Source organism: Paenibacillus nasutitermitis (assembly GCF_014641075.1).
GTDB lineage: Bacteria > Bacillota > Bacilli > Paenibacillales > Paenibacillaceae > Paenibacillus_Z > Paenibacillus_Z nasutitermitis.
Window position 1 is genome coordinate 1,001,772 of the sequence record NZ_BMHP01000002.1, and the last position, 20,719, is coordinate 1,022,490.

Here is a 20,719-nt window from a genome sequence, read left to right on the forward strand (position 1 = left end):
TCATGGCGGCCTGTCCTTTTTAGGCTTGCGGGTTCAAATGATGCACGAGCGCGGTCAAGCCAAGAATATAGCTTTGTGCGCCGAACCCGGCGATTTGACCGAGCGCGACAGGCGCAGTGACGGAAACGTGGCGAAAAGGCTCGCGTTTGTGAATATTCGACAAATGGACCTCTACAACAGGAATATTCACGGTGCTTAGAGCATCTCTAAGCGCATAACTGTAATGGGTCAAAGCCCCAGGGTTGATGACGATGCCGTCTTCTTTACCGTATGCTTCATGTATGCGGTCAATTAAGGCACCTTCATGATTCGACTGGAAGAAGGAGATTCCGACACCCAGCGATGCGGCATGTCCGCAAACCAGCGATTCAATGTCAGCTAATGTGGTTGTGCCATATACTGCAGGCTCGCGGATACCCAGCATGTTAAGGTTGGGCCCGTTCAATACGAGAATAGATGCCATGTTGTTCCTCCCGGTGCTTGGATCAATTGCAATTTTACCACAAAGACCCTCGCTTTGAGAAGAGATAGGTTCCTGCTTTGACGCCCTTCCCCTTAAGAACCCATCTTCGTTAATTTCCCGCTCCCGCCTAACGGTTCCCGTGAGGCCTCATCTGTAAATTCAAATGCGATTGTATATCCGATAAACAGACCCCAAATCAGAAATACGCAACATTCGCTGATCATGCTGTCCAATCCCCATTTGTTCAGCGGAGGCGTCACTTTCAGCATGGGGCACACCACCGCAAAAAGAATGGCCCACCAAACCAAACCATATGCTACACCGCACCACGGTCCGCGGATTCGGCCAAGCACCAGCTTGTAAATCAGTGTTGCGGCAATCGAGAAGATGATAAAACAGCCAAGCCCGCTCAGATGACCCCACCCCGTCAAGAGAAAGGAATGGCGGAAGAAAGGATCGGCCAAAAAGCCGGGAATAATGGTTGTAAAATGGAACGTGTATAGCAGCCACCGCACCATCCCCCATATAAGTCCCGCGAAAAACCCTAACTGGATGCAATACCAGAAAGGATTTGTCCGATGCTGTCCTTTATAATCGGCTTTTTTTTCATTGTCTTTCGCCTTCTTGTCCTGGTCATCCTTTACTTCATTCGTTTCCGGCTTGTCAGACATGCGACCCGCTCCATTCCTTTGTGGTAAAACTGCCGTTTTCAGAAGTAGTATGCGCCGGTTCCAGCTCTGGTAAACGATGGCCATTCAAGGGAATCCGCTCTGCCCAGGGACACTCGCAATCGAATGCGGAATCAAGTACAATAAGAACATAAAGTTCTTATATCAGATACGGCTTATAGGCCGAAAAAAAGGATGGTGATTCGCCCTTGTCGCAAAACTCGCGCAATATATATGGCGGACAAGCCGTTATTGAAGGGGTCATGTTTGCCGGCAGACATGCGAATGTTACGGCCGTGCGCCGTAAGAACAATGAAATCGTTTTTTATGAAGTGCCCCGGACAACCAAAACCTGGGTACAGAAACTAAAGAAAGTCCCGCTGGTCCGAGGCGTCGTCGCCATTTTGGAATCAAGTGCAAAGGGTTCGCAGCATTTGAATTTCTCTATGGAAACCTATGCGGAGGATGAGGTTCCCCCGGAGAAAGCAGAAGAACAGTCGGAAATTAAAGAAACAAAACCCGAAGAAAAAAGCGGCTGGAGCCTGAGTATGGTAGTCGGTGTTGCCGTTGCCGGTATTATTTCCTTTATTGTGGGAAAACTCGTCTTTACCGTCGTCCCTGCTGCTGTGGAAGAGTTGATCTTTGGACGTGCGTTCTCGAATATAATAGTACACAACCTGATTGAAGGCGGGATCAAGATTCTTTTCCTGCTCGGATATCTGTACATCATTTCGTTAACGCCTCTCATCAAACGATTATTCCAATATCATGGGGCGGAGCATAAAGTAATAAGTGCTTATGAAGCCGGCGTGGATCTGACTGTAGCCAATGTACAGAAATTTACCCGCCTGCATTACCGCTGTGGAAGCAGTTTCATGGTCTTCTCGGTTCTGGTCGGCGTTATCGTCTATTCTTTCTTTCATTGGGATTCCATGTGGGAGCGGATCTATATAAGAGTCCTGCTTCTGCCGGTTGTGCTTGGATTCTCGTACGAAGCACTTCGCGTTACCAATTCCATGCGGGAACTCCCCGTACTCCGGTATTTGGGTTATCCCGGATTATGGCTTCAAAAGCTGACGACCAAAGAGCCAAACGACGATCAGGTCGCCGTTTCCATCGCTTCCTTCAATCGCATGCTTGAGCTGGATCGTCAAGGAACGCCACCGCAGCTTGTAAAAGTATAGGAAAAGAAAGGGTGAAGGTCATGTCTCGAAAAATGAGCCCCATGCTTGTTGTCATCCTGGCATTAGTTGTGATCGGTCTGGTTTCCCAATCCCTTACTAGCCCTTTTCAGCTCATTATTCCCGTAGCCGTTTTCGGTGCTATTTTCCTTCTTTACAAATTCCCACCCGGAGGGGCCAGGTCAGCCAAACCGCGCTCAAGAGCAATCCCCCGCCGCGACCAGGCGCAGGGCAAGACAAAAACTAAAAAAGCCATGCCCTTCCGCGTCATTGAAGGCGGCAAAGATGATGATAATTTGCCCAAATATCATTAGTACACCTCTTTATAGGGTAGCTTGCTCGAAGAAGGCTGCAGCAGCATCATAGCCGGAGACAAACAGTTGATCGCTTTGTTCCTTCGACAAATGAAACTGTGTGGTACGAATGCCGAGCGTCGGAATCTTGACCGTCCGGTCGGTATTCTTTCTCTTGATGTAACGTTCGTCATGCGCCTGCAGCATGGTTTCGAATATCGCTTGAAACATGGAGACCGGACCCCTGATGCGATGGGGTTCGGTTTTATTTTTGCCTACCATCTGATAGCCGACGGTTGGAACCGGTTTCTCCATTCCCCGCTGTTCGGTGTCAAAAATCCATAACGGAAAATTGCTCAACAAGCCCCCATCCACAATATAGGACCATGGCCCGTGCTTCCCTTCAGGGAGCATCATTCTGATCCGGATCGGATCAAAGAAATACGGAATGCTGGCACTCATCCGGACCGCCGCAGCAATATTCATCTTCTTCGGCTCCTGGCCATAGTACACAATATCATCAGGAAGCACCAGCAAGCGGCCATTGGAAATGTCCGAAGCGACAATACGCAGCTTGCAGTGCGGCAGATCTCCGAAGGTGCGGACCCCCTTCTTCGCCAGCAGCTGCTCGATCCAGCCAGTCAAACCCGCCCCGCTGTAAAATCCGCCGTGAACCATCAGCCGCAGCGCCGGCCCGATCACCCCCAAATTATAGATGAAGCCGCGCCTCAGAAACGATTGGAAAGGCGTCGTCTCCAGCAGCTCCCTAATCTCTCTGCAGGTATAGCCGGCAGCCAGCAATGCGGCTACGATGGCTCCCGATGAAGTACCGGCAACACGGTTGAAGGTGATTCCCTGTTCTTCCGTTGCGCAAATGGCGCCAGCCAGCGAAATGCCTTTGACCCCCCCGCCTTCAAAAACGGCGTTGATCAGCTTCATATCTCTGATGCCCCTTCCCTTAAGTCTTTCATTCCGCAATCCTGTAGGGGTAACCGCAGTTCGTTGATATATATGCGGGAACAGCATGTCTTAAGGTGCGGCGGCACAAACGCAAAAAAATCCGGCCCATTCGAGCAATTGACATGCTATTCGCCAAAGGCTTGCGCAACCTGATCCGACAGGATTTGGCGAATTGTGGTTTTGCACAGCCACAGTTCGCCTCCACCAATACGATGTGATAAGACACCTCAACGGGTGTCTTTTTCTTTGAAGTGAAAATGCTGACGCAAAAAAGAGGTTAACCAGATTTAGCTGGTCAACCTCATTTTTAATTTAACGCGATCGCTGTACCGCATTCTTCATGTCCAAGTCATTATTACTGCGTTACGGTCTGGAACCACTCATTGACTTCCTTCGTTACTTGTTCGCCGCCGTTTTTCATCCAGCTCGCTACGAATTCGTCGAACGCGTCTACAGGCAATTTGCCATAGATGATCTTGTTGAAGGTTTCCAGCTCGGATTGACGCAGCAGGTTCCATTTTTCAATCATGGTTGGGGTTGCAGCACCTGTAAAGTAGTTTTGCTTGCGAATGTCAACTTGAGACATAACCACCTTCGCGGCATACCAGTTTTCAGGCTTGCGGAATTGAGCCTGCTGCTTCTCGTATGGCGTCACCGCTTGGTCACCGTTCGCCAGCTTGACCAACGTTGACATATACAGATTAGGAATACGGGCAGGACCGGTAATGTACGGGAATTTGTCAAAGAAATCTTTAATTTTCTCTTTATCGCTTGTAGGCGTACCATCTACGATATCCCAGTCATACCCTTGGGCAAAACCATATTCATACTTGCTGCCAACCTTCGGGTTTGCCAGGTTATCCAGCAAGTAATTGTAATAAAGAATAAGGGCCTCGGGATGCTTCGCGTCCTTATTAATCATAAAGGTACTGTTCACACCCGAGTTTTGCCATTTCGTACCGATCAATCCATCCGGTCCCGCAGGCACTGGATAAGCTTTATATTTCGAGCCAGGCACGTTTTTCAACAGGTCTGGAGCAGGCCAGTCCGGGACCCAGTTCGCGCCAGGCAAGATGCCTGCGTTTCCTTTTGTCCACATTTCAGCGGATTTTCCTTCGTCCCACAGTGCAGAGTCCGGGTGAATGTAGCCCTTCTCCATCCATTCCTGCAGCTTGGCCAACGCCTGCTTGGCACCCGGATTTACAGAGCCGTATTCCAATTTTCCGTTCGCGTCCTTGTTCCACTGTTCTTGCACGGAGCCGTAGGCGCCGAACAGCCAGTCAAGCGAGCCCATCCATGTGTTTGTATTGCTTTTCAATGTAATGGCAAGCGGATAGACATCCTTGGGGGCCAGTCCGTCGGGATTCTCGTTTTTGAATTTGTCCATAATGATCTCCAGATCGGCTATCGTTTTGGGAGCTTCCAGATGAAGCTTCGCCATCCAGTCTTCGCGAAGCCACAGCAGGGTATCGTCGTTGTCCGTGTACTCCATGATCGGAAGGTTCCACTTCTTGCCGTCTTTGATAAACGGGTACCACAGCTCGGGATTCTGCTTGGCATGGTCCTTCCACGTTTGATTCGCGTATTTCTCGAACAGCTCGTCGATCGGCAGAAAATTCCCGGAATCAATAAGCTGGTTTGTCAGTACGGAATCGGTAGGCACCATGACGAAATCGGGCAGTTTTTCACCGGACGTCAGCGCAAGCTGGAGTTGCTGCTTATATTGATCCCCACCGGCCGGATACCAGGTGTCTTTGTGCTTCAGACCCAGCGTTTCCAGCATCCAACGGTCATGAATGTTGTTTTCCTTCGTTTCCCCTTTGGTATACTCCCGCGGCATAATAACGGTACTGATTTCAATCGGCGGATCATATTTCCCTTTCTCGAAAGCAAGATCGGCTTCGGATTTCGTATCCGTTTCTGCGGCAGCCGGGCTTTCCGTGCTTGGGCCAGCGGTATTTCCCTTTTCGTTCCCATTGCTGCAAGCCGATACAATAAGCATCAAGACGATGAGCGGCAGCCATATTTTCATCCTTTTAAACATGTCGATTATCCCCCTGCAGTGTAAGATGATTGCTAGTGTTACTTTATCAACTGGCCCAGGAGGTCATCTATATGAATTTTTCAGTTTCTATAGGACTCTGTTAGGTTGTTCATGCGCTTCCCTGAATTCTTGCGGCGTCGTTCCGAACTGCCTTTTAAAAACCTTGATAAAATAAGCCGGATCCAAATAGCCAATTTCGGCGCTGATCTCATAAACCTTCTTGTCGGTTGTCTTCAGTTTGTGGCAGGCCGTCTCCATCCTCAGGCGGAATACAAATTCGCTTACGCCTTCCCCGGTCTCGTATTTATAAAGCTTGGAGAGATGGGTGGGATGAAGGTTTACATGATCGGCGAGCGCCCGCAGCGAGACGTCAAGATGCAAATTCGACTCGACAAACCGCTGGATTTTCTTGACGTACACAGAGCGGATATCCTTAACGTCCTCGGATGCCCGTTCCTTTAGCTTGCCCAGCGCGTCAAAGGACCAACTCCGAAGCTTGCCGATGGAGGCGAAAGCCTCTCCCGTCTGAAGAAGCTGAAAGTCCTGCTCCAGCAGTCCCTCAAGCATATATCCGTTGCGATGGCAATAATACGTATAGGAGGATGCGATCATATAACCAGCTTCCAGGCAATGCTCCCAGGAATAAGACCATTTTGCCTCGAGCTCTGCGAAAATGTGGGACAGTTTCTCTTCCGCAGACTCCCATCGTCCGGCTTCGAGCAAGTTCTTCAATCCCGGGGGAGCGTGGACGGTGTCCAACACCCCGCAGGACATAGAATTGTCCAAGTCGCTGGCGCGCATGACAAATTCCCGTTCGTCTCCGACGATTTGCCTGAAGTGAGCAACTGCATGGCGATACCGGTCCGACAGCCTGTCCGGAAAAGGGAAAGGCTCGGAAAGTACGATGGACAGGGTGCCTTTCAAGAATTGTTTGACTTTCGATTGGAGCTGCATGGCAGATTTCTCCATACTCATGTCTATCCCGATGCCGAGAGACTCCTCCTTAAATTGCAGCAAAATGGACAGATAACCATAATCATCCTTGACGCCCCATACATAGGCGAAATCGCCGAAAATCTCTTCGGCAATATTGATAATAGCGTATTCCAGGAGATGCTGACCTTTGTTGCGGTATTGCTCAAACTCCTCTTCCATTCGGACGAGCATGAGCGCACAATTCCCAAAGTTGAAGGGCAGGCTATAGTTCTCGAGCTTTCGCTCCCATTCTTCCATTGAAAGCCGCTCGCCACGCAATGCGCTTTGCAGCAGCTGGCCGCGCAACAGCGGGAGATTGTCCCGGAGAATGTTTCCCATTCGCTCGTAAGAAGTAATGTTCTCCCATTCTGACTTCAACTGGTCGATGGCGGACCTCACGGCACTGAACAAATCGTTGTCCGTCGGCGGTTTGAGCAAATAATCGACAGCCTGATTCCGGAGCGCTTCCTTCGTGTATTCATAGTCCGAATAACCGGACAGAATGATGCATTTAATTTTTTTGTCGCGCTCGCGAATTTTTTCAATCAGCTCTATACCCGTCATCTCCGGCATGAGGACATCGGAAATGACGATGTCAATGGGATAGGCATCGAGAATGCCCAGCGCCTCTTGCGCGGAATATGCCTTATGAACGAGCTCGATGCCCAGCGTATGCCAAGGCTTGGTCGTGGATAAGTTGTCTACCCAGTGGGCTTCGTCATCGACGATGATCATTTGCATATGAAATTTCTCCTTTTTGCTGGGAATGATGGTTCTGAATAGGAGATAACGGGAGTTCCCAAACGATTTCCGTCTGAAAGCCCCCAAGATCGGATTGTGAAAAAACAAGCTGCGATTGATCCCCGAATTGATGGATAAGCCGCTGATTCGTATTCCAGAAGCCATAACCGGTATCATCCTGCAGGGGCTGTTTCATTGTGCGGTTAAGCACGCTCAATTGCTCTTCGGTCATTCCCGGACCATCGTCATCGACATAAAGCTTGCAGAAGCCTCCTGTCATTACCCCTTTAATTCGGATTTCGCCGGAGGAATAGGTTTTTCCAACCCCGTGAATAACGGCGTTTTCTACAATCGGCTGAAGCAGCAGCCGCGGGACCTGCTGACTGAGCATGGCTTCCGGAATGTCGATAGTATAATGGATCCTGCCGTTGCGGAGCTTCTGAATATCCAAATAATTAATAATCAGTTGAATTTCTTCGTTCAGAGATGCCGTCGGCCGCTCCAGGCGCGTCATGTACCGGTAATAAGCGCTTAAATTATGACCCATCGAAACGACAGCCTCTTCGTCCTTCATTTGAGCCATATTGATCATATAACCGATGCAGTTGTAGAGGAAATGAGGATTAATTTGAGCCTGCAATTGCTTTAAGGTCGCTTCCCTTGCCCGCAGCTTCTCGTTCAGCACATTTTCGATCAGGCTTTGGATTTGCTGCGACATATCATTGAACCGATAGAACAAGAAGGCAAATTCGTTGTTTATGTTCGAGCTGATCCGCACGGAAAAATCCCCCCGCTGTACGCTCTGCAGACCATGGATCAGCTTGCGAATCGGAATCTGCACATTGCGATACAGCAACACGGATGAGGAAATACCTACCACGAAGAGCAGGGCCATCGCTACATAAAATAGATTACGGCTAGCGGAGATGGGACCCAATATTTGATCGATCGGCATGATGTCTACCAGATACCAGCCTAATGACAGCGATCTCACAGCACTGATCAAGTAACGTTGGTTATCGATTTCAACATCTTTCTGCATCGTATTCTCCCAGCTTCTTGCATCGAGCAGTTGGACGAGCTTATCCGTAAGCCCCATATCTGCGCTGCGGTTCAGAATCGGAGCTTCACCCTTTTGATAGAACATCGGATCGCCTTGTCCCCCGGCCTTATAGGTGTCCAGCAGGTTCTGTATGTTCTCTTGGCGAAAGCTGGATTTGACGACTAAATTGCTGCCTCTCAGCGCATCCTGCTGTCCGAATGAATCGCTATAAAACCAATGAAAGGCCTTCGGCAGCTGCTGTGCGTCCTCCCGCCCGTCACCGTATGCCCATTTGCCCGTAACATTCTTTTTCAAATAGTCTTCGTCATAGTTCACCATGGTAGCCGCATTGGAAATGGCTTCTTTGTTCTGCTGCGAATAGACGGTAAACTCGACCGGCCATATATTCATGACGCCGGATTGCAGCATCATCTTCTCTTGAATGATATATCTCGTCTGCATCCGGTCATATCGGTCGTCCCAGATCTTTAACCCATTGAATTTGCGCACGTTGGGGTCGCGCGAGAATGTCACCGCAAAATCCATCGTCTGATTAACCCGCGAATCGATTTGGCTGGAGAGGAAGGATAGCTGCTTAATATTCGAAGCCTTGAGCTCTTTATTGATGACATTCGAAGAGACCCCGTTGGAGTAGGTGAAAAAGATGATGACCGGAATGAAAAGGATGATGATCAGCCCGTTCGTCTTCGCAAACAAACTCATCCCGGAACCGATGTTTCTCCTGAAAATGCTTATAGCCCTGCCTGACTTCATAGGTCACCCCTTCGGTAAATTCCATGACAAAACCCTATCGATCCTAACAATGTCTTATAGTTTCCGGGATCATGCGTGTTGATAATATATATAGCAGGGCTTGGCTTCATATACAAATGGGATTTTATAGAAGGGGAGAATACAATGGACCGGATGATTGCTTCAGATCCCACAATTAAAGTTTCACAAACAGCCAATAAGCGAAAAAGAAGCAGAGTGCCTTGGGTGCTGCATCTTATGGTACTACCGGCTGTGCTGTTCGTTTTCGTTTTTTCCTATATCCCCATGTCGGGCATTGTGATGGCCTTTCAGGATTATAAGGCTTCACTGGGAATTACAGGCTCTCCGTTCGTTGGGTTGAAGCATTTTCGTTACATGTTTGAGAATGACTACTTTATGAAAATCACCTGGAATACCGTTCTGTTCGCTTGTTCCAAGATCGTGTTAAATTTGATCATCCCGTTCAGCTTCGCGCTGTTGTTAAACGAGGTTCGAAATATGGGGTTCAAGCGGTCCATCCAGACGCTCGTCTACCTGCCGCATTTTCTATCGTGGGTTACCCTGGGCGGGATCTTGATCGACCTGCTGGCGCAGACCGGCATTATCAATTTGTTTTTGACGAATGTGTTCGGGATCAAACCGATTTTCTTCTTGGGCGACGGTACCTGGTTCCGGCTGACGATTATATTCAGCGATGTTTGGAAGGAATTCGGATTCAACACGATCATCTTTCTTGCGGCGCTTGCCGGAATCAATCCGGCGCTGTATGAAGCGGCTGAAGTTGACGGCGCAAGTCGGTTGAAGCAAACGATGCATATCACCATTCCTTCGCTCATTCCGATTCTTATCGTTGTTGCGACGCTGGCGCTTGGCAACGTGTTGAATGCAAACTTCGATCAAGTCTTTAACCTGTACAGCCCGATGATCTATCAACAAGGCGATATTATCGACACATTCGTTTATCGGGAAGGTTTGCTGAGCGGACAATTCAGCTTTGCCACGGCGGTGAGCTTGTTCAAATCCATGATCAGCTTAATCTTAATCATCGTCTCGTATCGGCTAGCCTACAGATTTGCCGGATATCGTATTTTCTAGCACGGATAGATCGGATCAGCTTATTTGAAAGGGTGACGACTCGTGTATCATAAAACGCTGCCTTATCGCATATTTAGCGTGTTCAACTATTTGTTTCTTGCCATCATCTCCATTGTCTGCTTGCTCCCGCTGTACCACTTGTTGATGGTTTCCTTCAGCGATACATCTGCTGCCAACGCCGGTCTCGTTACGTTCTGGCCAATCGGCTTTACAATCGATGCTTATGTCAAAACCTTCGACAATGCCAACTTTATTACATCCCTCTGGGTATCCGTCGAACGTACCGTGCTCGGTACAGCGCTAGCCCTGACGGTAAACGCGATTGCGGCTTATGCTTTATCCAAAGATAACCGCGTGTTTCGCGGAAGAAACGTGTACCTGTGGTATTTTGTTATTACGATGCTGTTTAATGCGGGCCTTATTCCAAGCTATATTCTCATACTAAAGCTCGGCTTGTTGAATAATCTGCTTGCACTGATCCTGCCGGGCCTCGTTTCGGTCTATAATTTGATTCTGCTCTTGAATTTCTTCCGCACTGTACCGAAGGAGCTGGAGGAAGCCACCTTTATAGACGGCGCCGGACATTTCCGGAGCTTCATATCCATCTATCTGCCCATTTCGCTGCCCGCCCTTGCGACGATCGCCTTGTTTACGATGGTGGGACACTGGAATGCTTATTTCGACGGTCTTATCTATATGAAGGGGGTGGAGAACCTCCCACTTGCCAGTTTCATGCAGACGCTTATCGTCCAGGGAAGCACAACGGGATTTGATCCTGCTGTTATCGCCAACATGTCGCAACGGACACTCCGGGCCTCACAGATTTTTATTGGCGCTCTTCCGATCCTGATCGTATACCCGTTTCTGCAGCGATTTTTTGTCAAAGGTATTGTCATCGGCGCTGTAAAGGAATAGAGAATTAAATCGCCAGAGCCATTTTATATACCCGGTAGTGGTCATGCCCCCAATAACGAACATCGACCAGATCGTGCACCAAACAGCGCGGAGGCACTTCTTGCCCCGCGCTCTTCTTATACAAGCGGGCATCGGGATCGCCGGTGCTTCATAGCCTGCATGATCCCTAACTTCACAGCCAGCAGCTCCCGGATCCCTCCGTGTAATCCTTACCAGCAGCTTATTTAAATTCTTCTGTGTACAGCTTAAATGTTCCCTTTTTTAGCCATAAAAAAATCCCCTCCACGTTCACTCATTACTCATGAGTGTCTACTTGAAGGGGATAATACCAGGATGCGGCTTTTTTTTGTAATCTTTCTACCTTACTCATTGTCGAGGTCATTGCGAATGCCGTTTAATTCTTCAAGCCTGCTGCCATCGCGCTTGAAATACTCAACCAGCGTTTCGATGCAGGTGATGGAATCCCAGCTGAGATGATGCTCGATTCCTTCCACATCTTTGTAAATATTTTCTTCCTGCACTCCGATAATCGTCAAAAAAGATTCCAGCAGCTGATGGCGGTCCATCAAGCGCTTGCCCATTTTCTTCCCTTTATTGGTCAGAACAAGTCCGCGATATTTCTCATATATGAGATAATTATCTTTATCGAGCTTTTGAATCATTTTTGTAACCGAAGAAGGATGTACTTCCAGCCCTTCCGCTATGTCCGAGACACGGGCATACCCTTTTTCATCAATGAGCTTGTAAATACGTTCCAGGTAATCCTCCATACTGGGAGTCGGCATAAAAAAGAACCTCCATTCACCATCGTCCCTACAGACAACGGGCTGCCTGTCCGTTACTCTTAGTATCATACACTGCCCGGCCTGCCTACCGCAACCTGTGGTTTTGGAACTTTCCATGTTTGGTGTCATTCAAGCCTGCGCAAACTAGGTTTATCCCAGGAGCAAAGGAGGCCAGAGGCTGAATATGCCTACCTTAACGGTTGAACATCAAGACCGTATTCATTCTTCATTTGTGCCCGATCTGGTTTATTTCGAACCCTCCGCCCTCGATTATCCCAAAGGCAAACGGATTATGGAGTGGGTACAGACGAGCGGCATTCCTTACCGGATGACAACGTCGCACAACCGGATCACCAATTTGCCTGGCGGGACGGAGCTGGAGCAATATAAAATTGCCAAAAGAACCCTTGTGGTCGGAATCCGCAAAACGTTGAAGTTCGACCCATCCAAGCCATCGGCCGAATATGCGATCCCAATCGCCACAGGCTGTATGGGCCACTGCCATTATTGTTACCTGCAAACGACTCTGGGAGCCAAGCCTTACATCCGGGTATATGTCAATATGGATGAGATCAAGCAGGCAGCCAAAGGTTATATTGATGAACGCGCTCCCGAAAACACCCGCTTTGAAGCGGCTTGCACATCGGATCCGGTCGGTCTTGAACCCATTACGGGAAGCCTTCGCGAGCTGATCGAATTTATGGCGGACGAGGAACATGGGAGGCTTCGCTTTGTTACCAAGTTCCATTATGTCGATTCGCTCCTTGATGCCCGCCACAATGGCCATACACGAATCCGGTTCAGTGTGAACAGCAAATATGTAATTAAGCATTTTGAGCCCGCCACATCGCGTTTTGAACAGCGTATAGAGGCAGCGGGCAAGGTGGCCAGGGCCGGATACCCGCTCGGCTTCATTATTGCGCCGATCATCTGGCATGAGGGGTGGCAGGAAGGGTATGCGGAGCTGCTCCGTTCACTGGCTGATACATTGCCCAAAGAAGCGGCAGCTGGCCTGACGTTCGAAATGATTCAGCATCGTTTCACGAAAACAGCTAAAAATGTGATCGAGCGGCGATATCCGAAAACAAAGCTGGAAATGGATATCGACAAACGCAAATACAAATGGGGGCGCTGGGGCCAAGGCAAATATGTCTACCCCGATGAACAGGCAAATGCGCTCCGGCTGTTTATCTCAGAGCGCATTTTTGATCATTTTCCCGATGCCACCATCGATTATTTCACTTAGAACTTAAGCCATTCCGGCGTAATCCCATTCAGCCAGATCGTAATTCTGGTCATTTGGTCGGTGAACAGCAGCACTCCCATCAGCAGCATGACCGAGCCGCCGATTTTCATCATAATCCCGGAATAACGGACAATGAAGCGGGTGGAGCCCAGGAAGAAAGCCAGTACAAAAAAAGGAATCGCAAACCCCAGTGCATAAGCGGTCGTCAATTCAAACCAGGTACCGGGTTCCGATGCAGCCAGGAGCAAAATGCTCGCCAGTATCGGCCCCGTACAGGGTGACCAGCCCGCCGAAAAGCCGATCCCGAATATAAACGAAGCCAGGTAATTGGATTTGCCCAGCTTTATGTTCATTTTTCGCTCCTTCATCAGCACCTTGGGCTGAATAATACCGACGAGAATCAGGCCCATCAGAATTATCAGCACCGCCGACAGCTGACGAATCAGCGTCTGATACTCAGAGAATAAATCGGCAAACGCATTCGTACCATACCCCAGCGTGTAGTACACAACCGAAAAGCCCAGTATAAAAAATAGCGTGTGGCTCATCGTCCGGATGCGGACTTGTTTGCCGGGACGCTCGCTGCGCAGATCGCTGACCGAAACACCCGTGATATAGGACAGATAAGAAGGATAAAGAGGAAGGCAGCAGGGAGAAATGAAAGAAGCAATTCCCGCGCCGAAAGCGGCCCATATGGTAACTTCAGACATGAGATTCTTACCTCTCCTTTAGAAAGAAATGTATTTCTCTGGTGTGGACATGCCTACCGGCAGGCAGCAATCAGGCTGCTGTTGATTTCCCTTTAACCGACAGCAGAAGCAGAAGCAGCGCGATCAGCAGTAGGACGATTGTGCCGCCAGGCGCCAAATTCCAAATGCCAGCAATCAGCAGACCGCCGATTACCGCGATTTCCGCGATCACCACTACCGTAATAACCGACTGCCGGAAGCTGCGTGCGATTACCAGACTGCAGGCAGCCGGTATAGTCAGCAGAGCCGAGACCAGAAGAGCTCCGACAATTTTGATGGAAACGCTGATGACAAGCGCAGTAAGCACGCTGATCATGAAATTAAAATAACGTGTAGGAAGTCCGCTGACTGCGGCCGCATCTTCATCGAAGGTGAGCAGGAACAGCTCTTTGAAATGAATACGGACCGCCAGCAGCACAATAACGGTTACGACTCCGATCAACACCAGATCTATCGTATCCAGTGTATAGATACTGCCGAACAGATAACCGGTGACACTGACATTGAAGCCCTTGCCAAGCGTAAACAGCAAGGAGGCAAGCGCCACCCCGCCTGACATAATAATGGCGATGGACAGCTCCGCGTAGGTTTTGTAAGCTTTGCGCAGCTTCTCAATAGCGAGTGTCGCAACCAGGGCAAAAATAAGACCGACCCCCATGGGATACACGCCGATTAAAAAACCGAGCGCGACACCGGCTATGGATACATGAGCCAAAGTATCGCCAATCATGGCCAGACGGCGCAGCACCAGGAACAGGCCCATCAAAGGGGCAGTAACCCCGATCAGAATGCCCCCGATCAGAGCACGCCCGAAAAATTCACTTGTAACGATATCCAGCAAACTACACGCCCACTTTCCCTTTCTCCATCGAATGACGCAGCTCTTTCAAGCTATGGGTCAAATTCGTTTCCCCGCAATCCTCCAGCTCATGGGAATGCTTCACATAAAATTTCAACTTCCCGCATTCGCCTTTGGGTTCTTGACCCAAATAAGAGCGGATCATCTCCATATCATGCGACACCATCAGAAACGTAATGTTATGGTGCTGGTGCATGTGCTTGATGAGATGAAAAAAACCCTGCTGCGTTTCGGCATCGATCCCTACCGTAGGCTCGTCCAGAATAAGCAGCGCCGGATTATTGATCAGCGCCCGCGCCAGAAAAGCGCGCTGCTGCTGGCCTCCGGATAACTGGCCGATTCGTTTGGCTGCCAAATCATCTATATTCATGGCATGCAGCGCTTCGTCGCATTTGACCTGATCGGCTTTGCTTACTTTACGGAACAGACGGTTGCCGCTGTAAAGCCCGGATAATACAACTTCACGGACAGTAGCGGGAAACAGCGGATTGAATGAATTTTTCTGCGGCACATATCCAACCCGGCTCCAATCCTTGAAATCCTTCACGGGTTGTCCAAACAGCTTGATCGATCCGCAGTCAGGCTTGATCAACCCGACAATCATCCGCAGCAGCGTCGTCTTGCCCGCTCCGTTGGAGCCGATCAGTCCTACAAAATCTCGCTCCTGCACACCAAAGCTGACGTCCTGAATAACCGGCTTGAGCTCATAAGAAAACGAGACATCCTCAAGCTCGATGACATTCTGATGGCAGTGTGCCTGATTGTCCTTCTCCAACTGCATAATCATCACTCCCCTGGTCCACCTAAAGCGTCAGCCAATCATGACAACCTGTCTCAACGCTGCGGGGTATGTTCCTTCTCCTATTGTAATGCCTGTAAAAGATTTTGCAAATTGAGCTCCATTAGCGAGAAATAGTCCTCGCCTCTCTTCTCCTGCTCGGGAGTCAGCCCTTCCACCGGATTCAGTACCATCGTTCCGACGTCGGCTTCCCTGGCAAGCGTTCGGGCCAGTTCGTCGGAGACAAGCTCTTCAAAGAATATATATTTGATCCCATGCTCTTTGACATATTTTGATAGCTTCAGCAAATCCTGCGCCTTCGGTTCCGCATCTGGCGACAGCCCCATAATAGACAGCTGAGTAAGCCCGTAATCGCGGGCCAGATATGAGAAGGCATGGTGGGAAACGACAATATCCTTATGGGCAGCCGCTCCCAGCTTCTCTTCATATTGATCGTCCAACGCGGCAAGTTTGTTGAGGATGGCCTGATAGTTTCCATCATACTGCGCAGCATGGCCCGGGTCTGCCGCCTTCAAGTGATCACGGACGGTTCCTGCCATCACCATCATGGATTTGGGGCTGACCCAGGTATGGGGATCAACTCCGCCTTTATGGTCATCCTGCACTTCTTCATCTCCTGCTTCCCCGGCAGCTGCCGGGATAAGCTTGACATCCTGGCTCGCTGCGACCGTGACCAGCTGGCTGTCCTTGGACAATCCTTTAAGAAAACCGTCGACCCAGCCCTCCAGCCCAACCCCGTTATAGAAAAACAGCTGTGCTTTGGACACGGTATCCAGATCACGGCTCTTGGGGCTCCAATCATGCGGTTCTACGCCTGCAGGTACAAGATTAATGACATGGATATTGTCGCCGCCGATTTCATTGGCAAGGAAATAAAGGGGATAGAAGCTGGTCACCACATTCACCTTGCCTTCAACCAGCTTGCTGCCCGCCGAACCGCTGCAGCCTGTCAAAATCACCAGCATGATAGCTGCGGCCAGCACAAAGCATCTATTAATAATACTGTTTCTCCAGCATTGCATTATCTGACACCCCAAATTGTATATTCGTAAACATTACTGATAAATTATATCGATGAGTTACAGGGCTGTCAATGACAAACCGCCTGGCGCGGGGTGCGCCAGGCGGTTTGGTGTTCAATACTATTTCACAATTGAGCCATTCTGCATATTTTCCGGAACGGTCGCCAGCGTCAATTCATCGCCATGCGAGGCGGCAAGGATCATGCCCTGAGACATCTCGCCGCGCAGCTTTACCGGCTTCAGGTTGGTCACGCAAATCACTTTTCGGCCGATCATCTGCTCTGGCGTATAAAATTTGGCAATGCCGGAGACGACCTGACGCTGCTCATAGCCCAGATCCAGCTGGAGCTTCAGCAGCTTATCGGCATTCTTCACATGGTCGGCGGCAATGACCTGCGCGACCCTCAGCTCCACCTTGGCGAACTCATCTATGGCAATTTCAGCTTTCGGCTCGGGAGAATCGGCGGTGCCTGGAGAAGCCGGTTTCTGGGCTTGAACATCCCCGTTGCCCGCAGCAGCTGCATCAGTTGGTGCCAGTTCAGCAGCCGGCGCCGTTCCTCCGTTCATTGCGGCCGCGATAAACGCCGTTTCTTCCACTGCATCCAGACGGGGGAAGATCGGTCCTGCTTTCTGAACGCGAGTACCGCCCGTAATCAATCCAAACTGCTTGGCGCTGTCCCACTGTGTCAGTTCTTCGCTCTCCACCCCAAGCTGGCGGCGTATTTCAAGCGGGGCATTTGTCAGGAACGGCTGCAGCAGAATGGAAATAATGCGCAGCGATTCGGCCAAGTGATGCATAACCGATGCCAGCTCGCCGCTTTTTTCCGGGTTTTTGGCAAGCGCCCATGGCTGGGTCTCGTCAATATATTTATTGGTCCGGCTGACGAACTGCCAAATCGCCGCAAGAGCTACGGAAAACTCCATTCGCTCCACTGACGCTTCCACCTGAACGACAGTCGAAGCTGCAAGTTCCGAGAGGGACCCGTCAAAGGCCGTTACGCTTCCCTCATAGCCCGGAATTTCACCTCCGAAATATTTCTCGATCATGGCGACGGTCCGGTTCAGCAAATTGCCCAGATCATTGGCCAGATCGAAATTGATCCGTTCAATGAATCCCTCCGGGGTAAAGGTACCATCAGCGCCGAACGGCACCTCGCGAAGCAGATAGTAACGGAGCGCGTCGAGACCGTAACGGTCAATCAGCGTAACCGGATCCACGACGTTTCCTTTGGATTTGGACATTTTGCCATCCTTCATGAGCAGCCATCCGTGGGCGAATACCTTCTTAGGCAGCGGGAGATCCAGCGCCATTAGAATGATCGGCCAGTAAATGGTATGGAAACGAACGATTTCCTTGCTCATCAAATGAACATCGGCAGGCCAGTATTTATCGAATTTGCTTGAATCCGATGAATGGTAGCCCAAAGCGGTCACATAGTTAAGCAGCGCGTCAATCCATACATAGATCACATGCTTGGGATTTCCTTTAACCTTGATGCCCCAGTCGTAGGTGGTGCGGGAAACAGCTAAATCTTCCAGCCCGGGCTTGATGAAATTGTTGATCATCTCATTCTTGCGCGATTCAGGCTGGATGAAATCCGGATTGTCTTCGTAATATTGGAGCAGTCTGTCCGCGTAATTGCTCATCCGGAAGAAATAGCTTTCTTCCTTGACCAGTTCAACGGGTCTTCCGCAATCCGGGCATTTGCCGTCCACCAGCTGCCGCTCCAGAAAAAAAGATTCGCAAGGGGTACAGTACCAGCCTTCATACAAGCCTTTGTAGATATCACCTTGCTGCAGAAGCTTGTCAAATACCTCCTCGACAACCTCTTTATGCCGCACCTCCGTTGTCCGGATGAAATCATCATTTGAAATATCGAGTTTCTTCCACAGATCCTTGATCGACACCACAATATCATCGACAAACTGCTGCGGGCTTTTGCCTTTCTCCTGCGCCTTGCGTTCAATCTTCTGTCCATGCTCGTCGGTTCCCGTCAAATACCAGACATCATAGCCGCGCAGTCTCTTGTAGCGGGCGATGGCATCCCCTGCTACAGTCGTATAGGCATGACCAATGTGAAGCTTGTCGCTTGGATAATAAATCGGTGTTGTAATATAGAACGTTTTGTTTGACTCGCTCATGAAAAATCCCTCCTTCATTAATATGTTTCTTCTTTTACTTCCTGATTGGCTTCATCATCAAAAGGGGACTTTTTGAACAACCTCTTAACGAATCCTGCAGCCAAAAAAACGCAAAAAAAGCCTCATCCACTATGGGACGAAAGCTTGTCGCTCACGCGGTACCACCCAATTTTCTTTCCCCTCAGCCGTAATAAAAAGGGAAAGCTTCATTAATACCGTCCAGTCATGGACGGTTGGTCAGCCGGTAACGCAGCCAATGCGCTGCTCCCTTGCCGCAGCTGTTTTCAGCTGACAGTTCGAAAGCGGATTCTCCCGGACCATTTTCCAAAAGCTGCTCCTTGCCGGTTCCCACCTGCTCCGGCTCTCTGTGTAGGGCGTGGCGATCGTACTTATCCGTTCATTGAATATGAGGATTCACTTGATCAAACTATACCGAATCGGGCTTGTGCATGTCAATAGCGCCGGTCATTCTCATGGCTTCAAGCTCTTCCCTGGTCGGCGGGACATGGTCGATACCGCCCGGATGGAAGGGATGACAGCGGCAAATGCGCCTTGCTGCAAGCCAACTGCCGCGCAGCGGCCCGTGTTTGTCGATGGCCTGCAGTGCATATTCCGAGCAGGTCGGATAAAATCGGCAGGTAGGCGGCTTAAGCGGCGAAATAAATTTGCGGTACGCTTTGATCGGAGCCTGTATGATTCTGCGCATAAGCCCGCCCCACCTCCCTTTTTTCACAACTTCTATCCCTCAATAATGAAGGAAAAAAAGAAATGCGTCAATTCTGACAAATGCAATTTATGATGAAAAAGAGGAAATGTCGCAAATTTGTAGTCAGCATGTCACCTAAACCCATTTAAGACCGAATTCTTTTGTGTTAGTGTAGCGTTGTGTCGCATAATTAGAGGATGATATACTAAGAATAGACGACACCAGCATCCTCTTGCAGGATGTCTATATGAGGAGGAATTTATCGATGATTCGCGTTGCTATGCTCAGTTATTGGCATGTACATGCTTGGGATTACACAAAACAGGTACAACAAAATCCGGGAACCGAAATCGTTGCAGTCTGGGACGAAATCCCAAGCCGCGGCCAAGAAGCCGCAGAGAAGCTTGGTGTTCCATTTGTCGCTGATTTGGATGAAATATTGGCAAGAACCGATGTGGATGCGGTCGTTGTAGATACACCTACCAATATCCACCGTGATGTTATGGTGAAAGCAGCCCGTGCCGGCAAACATATTTTTACCGAAAAAGTAATCGCGCCTACTTTAAAGGAAGTCAATGAAATCCTGGCAGCCGTTAAGGAAGCTGGCGTCAAATTAACGGTATCCCTGCCGCGCCTGAATGACGGGTATACGCTGGCCGCGCAGGAAGTCATCAATAAAGGGCTGCTCGGGGAATTAACGCAGGCCCGTGTCCGCTTGTCGCATAACGGCGCCCTTGCCGGCTGGCTGCCCGAGCATTTCTTCAGCCGGGAGCAATGCGGAGGCGGCGCTCTGATTGATCTTGGCTGCCACCCGATGTACCTGGTCCGTCTTTTCCTGGGTCTGCCGCAGAGCGTTAGCGCAACATTCGGCTATGTCTCCGGCAAAGAAGTGGAGGACAATGCGGTTGCTACACTGCGTTATGATAACGGGGCAATCGGAATTGTGGAAGCCGGCTTCGTCAACAGCCATTCCCCTTTCTGCGTCGAGATTCACGGCACAGAAGGCACTTTGCTCTACGGATTGCCGGATGAGGCTATCCGTGTCCGCAGCAACAAGCTGAGCCAAAATGAATGGGTTACGATCGAGATTCCTCAGAATCGTACATCCGCTTTCGACCAATGGGTTGAACATGTGCAGAACGATACTCTCGCCGAAGAAAATATCGGTCTTGCTGTCGACCTGACCAAGCTGATGGAAGCTGCCAATCTTTCCGAAGCCGAGCAGCGTCACGTGAAGCTGTCCGAGCTGGCAAACTGATA

At 49.8% G+C, this 20,719-nt stretch carries 20 protein-coding genes; 6 read left to right on the forward strand and 14 right to left on the reverse strand.

All coding sequences use genetic code 11. The annotated features are described in order from the left end of the window. Nucleotides 1-19 precede the first annotated feature (19 nt). Nucleotides 20-463, reverse strand: a complete 444-nt coding sequence (gene aroQ, locus IEY46_RS14835) for a type II 3-dehydroquinate dehydratase (protein WP_188992761.1) — start codon at nt 461-463, stop codon at nt 20-22. 92 nt (nt 464-555) lie between these two features. After that, nucleotides 556-1,134, reverse strand: coding sequence for a YqhR family membrane protein (locus IEY46_RS14840; protein ID WP_188992762.1), 579 nt, complete (start codon nt 1,132-1,134; stop codon nt 556-558). Nucleotides 1,135-1,340: 206 nt separating this feature from the next. On the opposite strand from IEY46_RS14840, the gene IEY46_RS14845 reads away from it, so the two are divergent. Then, a complete protein-coding gene (locus tag IEY46_RS14845; RefSeq protein ID WP_229750303.1) occupies nt 1,341-2,315 on the forward strand; it encodes a DUF1385 domain-containing protein in 975 nt (324 codons plus the stop codon). A gap of 20 nt (nt 2,316-2,335) precedes the next feature. Continuing rightward, nucleotides 2,336-2,626, forward strand: a complete 291-nt coding sequence (locus IEY46_RS14850; RefSeq protein ID WP_229750304.1) for a PRA1 family protein — start codon at nt 2,336-2,338, stop codon at nt 2,624-2,626. Between the two features lie 9 nt (nt 2,627-2,635). Here IEY46_RS14850 and IEY46_RS14855 read toward each other — a convergent pair whose 3' ends face one another. The 4 genes from IEY46_RS14855 to IEY46_RS14870 form a co-directional block, all read right to left on the reverse strand. Continuing rightward, nucleotides 2,636-3,544 (reverse strand): patatin-like phospholipase family protein, encoded by a 909-nt coding sequence (locus IEY46_RS14855; protein ID WP_188992763.1) that lies wholly within the window; start codon nt 3,542-3,544, stop codon nt 2,636-2,638. Nucleotides 3,545-3,920: 376 nt separating this feature from the next. Beyond that, nucleotides 3,921-5,609, reverse strand: coding sequence for a type 2 periplasmic-binding domain-containing protein (locus IEY46_RS14860; protein WP_188992764.1), 1,689 nt, complete (start codon nt 5,607-5,609; stop codon nt 3,921-3,923). Between the two features lie 87 nt (nt 5,610-5,696). Next, a complete protein-coding gene (locus tag IEY46_RS14865) occupies nt 5,697-7,325 on the reverse strand; it encodes a response regulator transcription factor (RefSeq protein WP_188992765.1) in 1,629 nt (542 codons plus the stop codon). Further along, nucleotides 7,303-9,141, reverse strand: coding sequence for a sensor histidine kinase (locus IEY46_RS14870; RefSeq protein WP_188992766.1), 1,839 nt, complete (start codon nt 9,139-9,141; stop codon nt 7,303-7,305). The genes IEY46_RS14865 and IEY46_RS14870 overlap by 23 nt, the downstream gene beginning before the upstream one ends. A gap of 237 nt (nt 9,142-9,378) precedes the next feature. Between IEY46_RS14870 and IEY46_RS14875 the strand changes: the two genes are divergently transcribed. Next, on the forward strand, nt 9,379-10,236 hold the full coding sequence (locus tag IEY46_RS14875; protein WP_229750387.1) for an ABC transporter permease: 858 nt from the start codon (nt 9,379-9,381) through the stop codon (nt 10,234-10,236). A gap of 42 nt (nt 10,237-10,278) precedes the next feature. Next, nucleotides 10,279-11,151, forward strand: a complete 873-nt coding sequence (locus IEY46_RS14880) for a carbohydrate ABC transporter permease (protein ID WP_188992767.1) — start codon at nt 10,279-10,281, stop codon at nt 11,149-11,151. Nucleotides 11,152-11,513: 362 nt separating this feature from the next. On the opposite strand, the gene mntR is transcribed toward IEY46_RS14880, so the two are convergent. Then, nucleotides 11,514-11,936: a transcriptional regulator MntR gene (mntR, locus tag IEY46_RS14885; protein WP_188992768.1), complete on the reverse strand. Its 423-nt coding sequence runs from the start codon at nt 11,934-11,936 to the stop codon at nt 11,514-11,516. A gap of 184 nt (nt 11,937-12,120) precedes the next feature. Between mntR and splB the strand changes: the two genes are divergently transcribed. Then, complete coding sequence (gene splB, locus IEY46_RS14890; RefSeq protein WP_188992769.1) at nt 12,121-13,182, forward strand: spore photoproduct lyase; 1,062 nt, start codon at nt 12,121-12,123, stop codon at nt 13,180-13,182. Here the strand turns inward: splB and IEY46_RS14895 are convergent. From IEY46_RS14895 to yidD, 7 genes are all read right to left on the reverse strand, one after another. Beyond that, nucleotides 13,179-13,892, reverse strand: coding sequence for a cytochrome c biogenesis CcdA family protein (locus tag IEY46_RS14895; RefSeq protein WP_188992770.1), 714 nt, complete (start codon nt 13,890-13,892; stop codon nt 13,179-13,181). The two genes, splB and IEY46_RS14895, sit on opposite strands and share 4 nt — an antisense overlap. A gap of 70 nt (nt 13,893-13,962) precedes the next feature. Next, a complete protein-coding gene (locus IEY46_RS14900) occupies nt 13,963-14,769 on the reverse strand; it encodes a metal ABC transporter permease (RefSeq protein ID WP_188993872.1) in 807 nt (268 codons plus the stop codon). 4 nt (nt 14,770-14,773) lie between these two features. Beyond that, complete coding sequence (locus IEY46_RS14905) at nt 14,774-15,571, reverse strand: metal ABC transporter ATP-binding protein (RefSeq protein ID WP_188993874.1); 798 nt, start codon at nt 15,569-15,571, stop codon at nt 14,774-14,776. A gap of 80 nt (nt 15,572-15,651) precedes the next feature. Continuing rightward, the gene (locus IEY46_RS14910; protein ID WP_188992771.1) at nt 15,652-16,611 is read right to left on the reverse strand and encodes a metal ABC transporter solute-binding protein, Zn/Mn family; all 960 of its coding nucleotides are present in this window, start codon (nt 16,609-16,611) and stop codon (nt 15,652-15,654) included. Between the two features lie 120 nt (nt 16,612-16,731). Next, nucleotides 16,732-18,753, reverse strand: a complete 2,022-nt coding sequence (gene metG / locus IEY46_RS14915) for a methionine--tRNA ligase (RefSeq protein ID WP_188992772.1) — start codon at nt 18,751-18,753, stop codon at nt 16,732-16,734. 223 nt (nt 18,754-18,976) lie between these two features. Continuing rightward, nucleotides 18,977-19,105: a hypothetical protein gene (locus IEY46_RS36780; RefSeq protein ID WP_268239519.1), complete on the reverse strand. Its 129-nt coding sequence runs from the start codon at nt 19,103-19,105 to the stop codon at nt 18,977-18,979. Between the two features lie 75 nt (nt 19,106-19,180). Further along, nucleotides 19,181-19,459 carry a membrane protein insertion efficiency factor YidD gene (gene yidD, locus IEY46_RS14920; RefSeq protein ID WP_188992773.1) on the reverse strand — a complete coding sequence of 93 codons (279 nt, stop codon included), beginning with the start codon at nt 19,457-19,459 and terminating at the stop codon, nt 19,181-19,183. A 265-nt stretch (nt 19,460-19,724) separates the two neighbouring features. Here yidD and IEY46_RS14925 point away from each other — a divergent pair, with 265 nt between their 5' ends. Then, nucleotides 19,725-20,717: a Gfo/Idh/MocA family protein gene (locus IEY46_RS14925; protein WP_188992774.1), complete on the forward strand. Its 993-nt coding sequence runs from the start codon at nt 19,725-19,727 to the stop codon at nt 20,715-20,717. Nucleotides 20,718-20,719 lie beyond the last annotated feature (2 nt).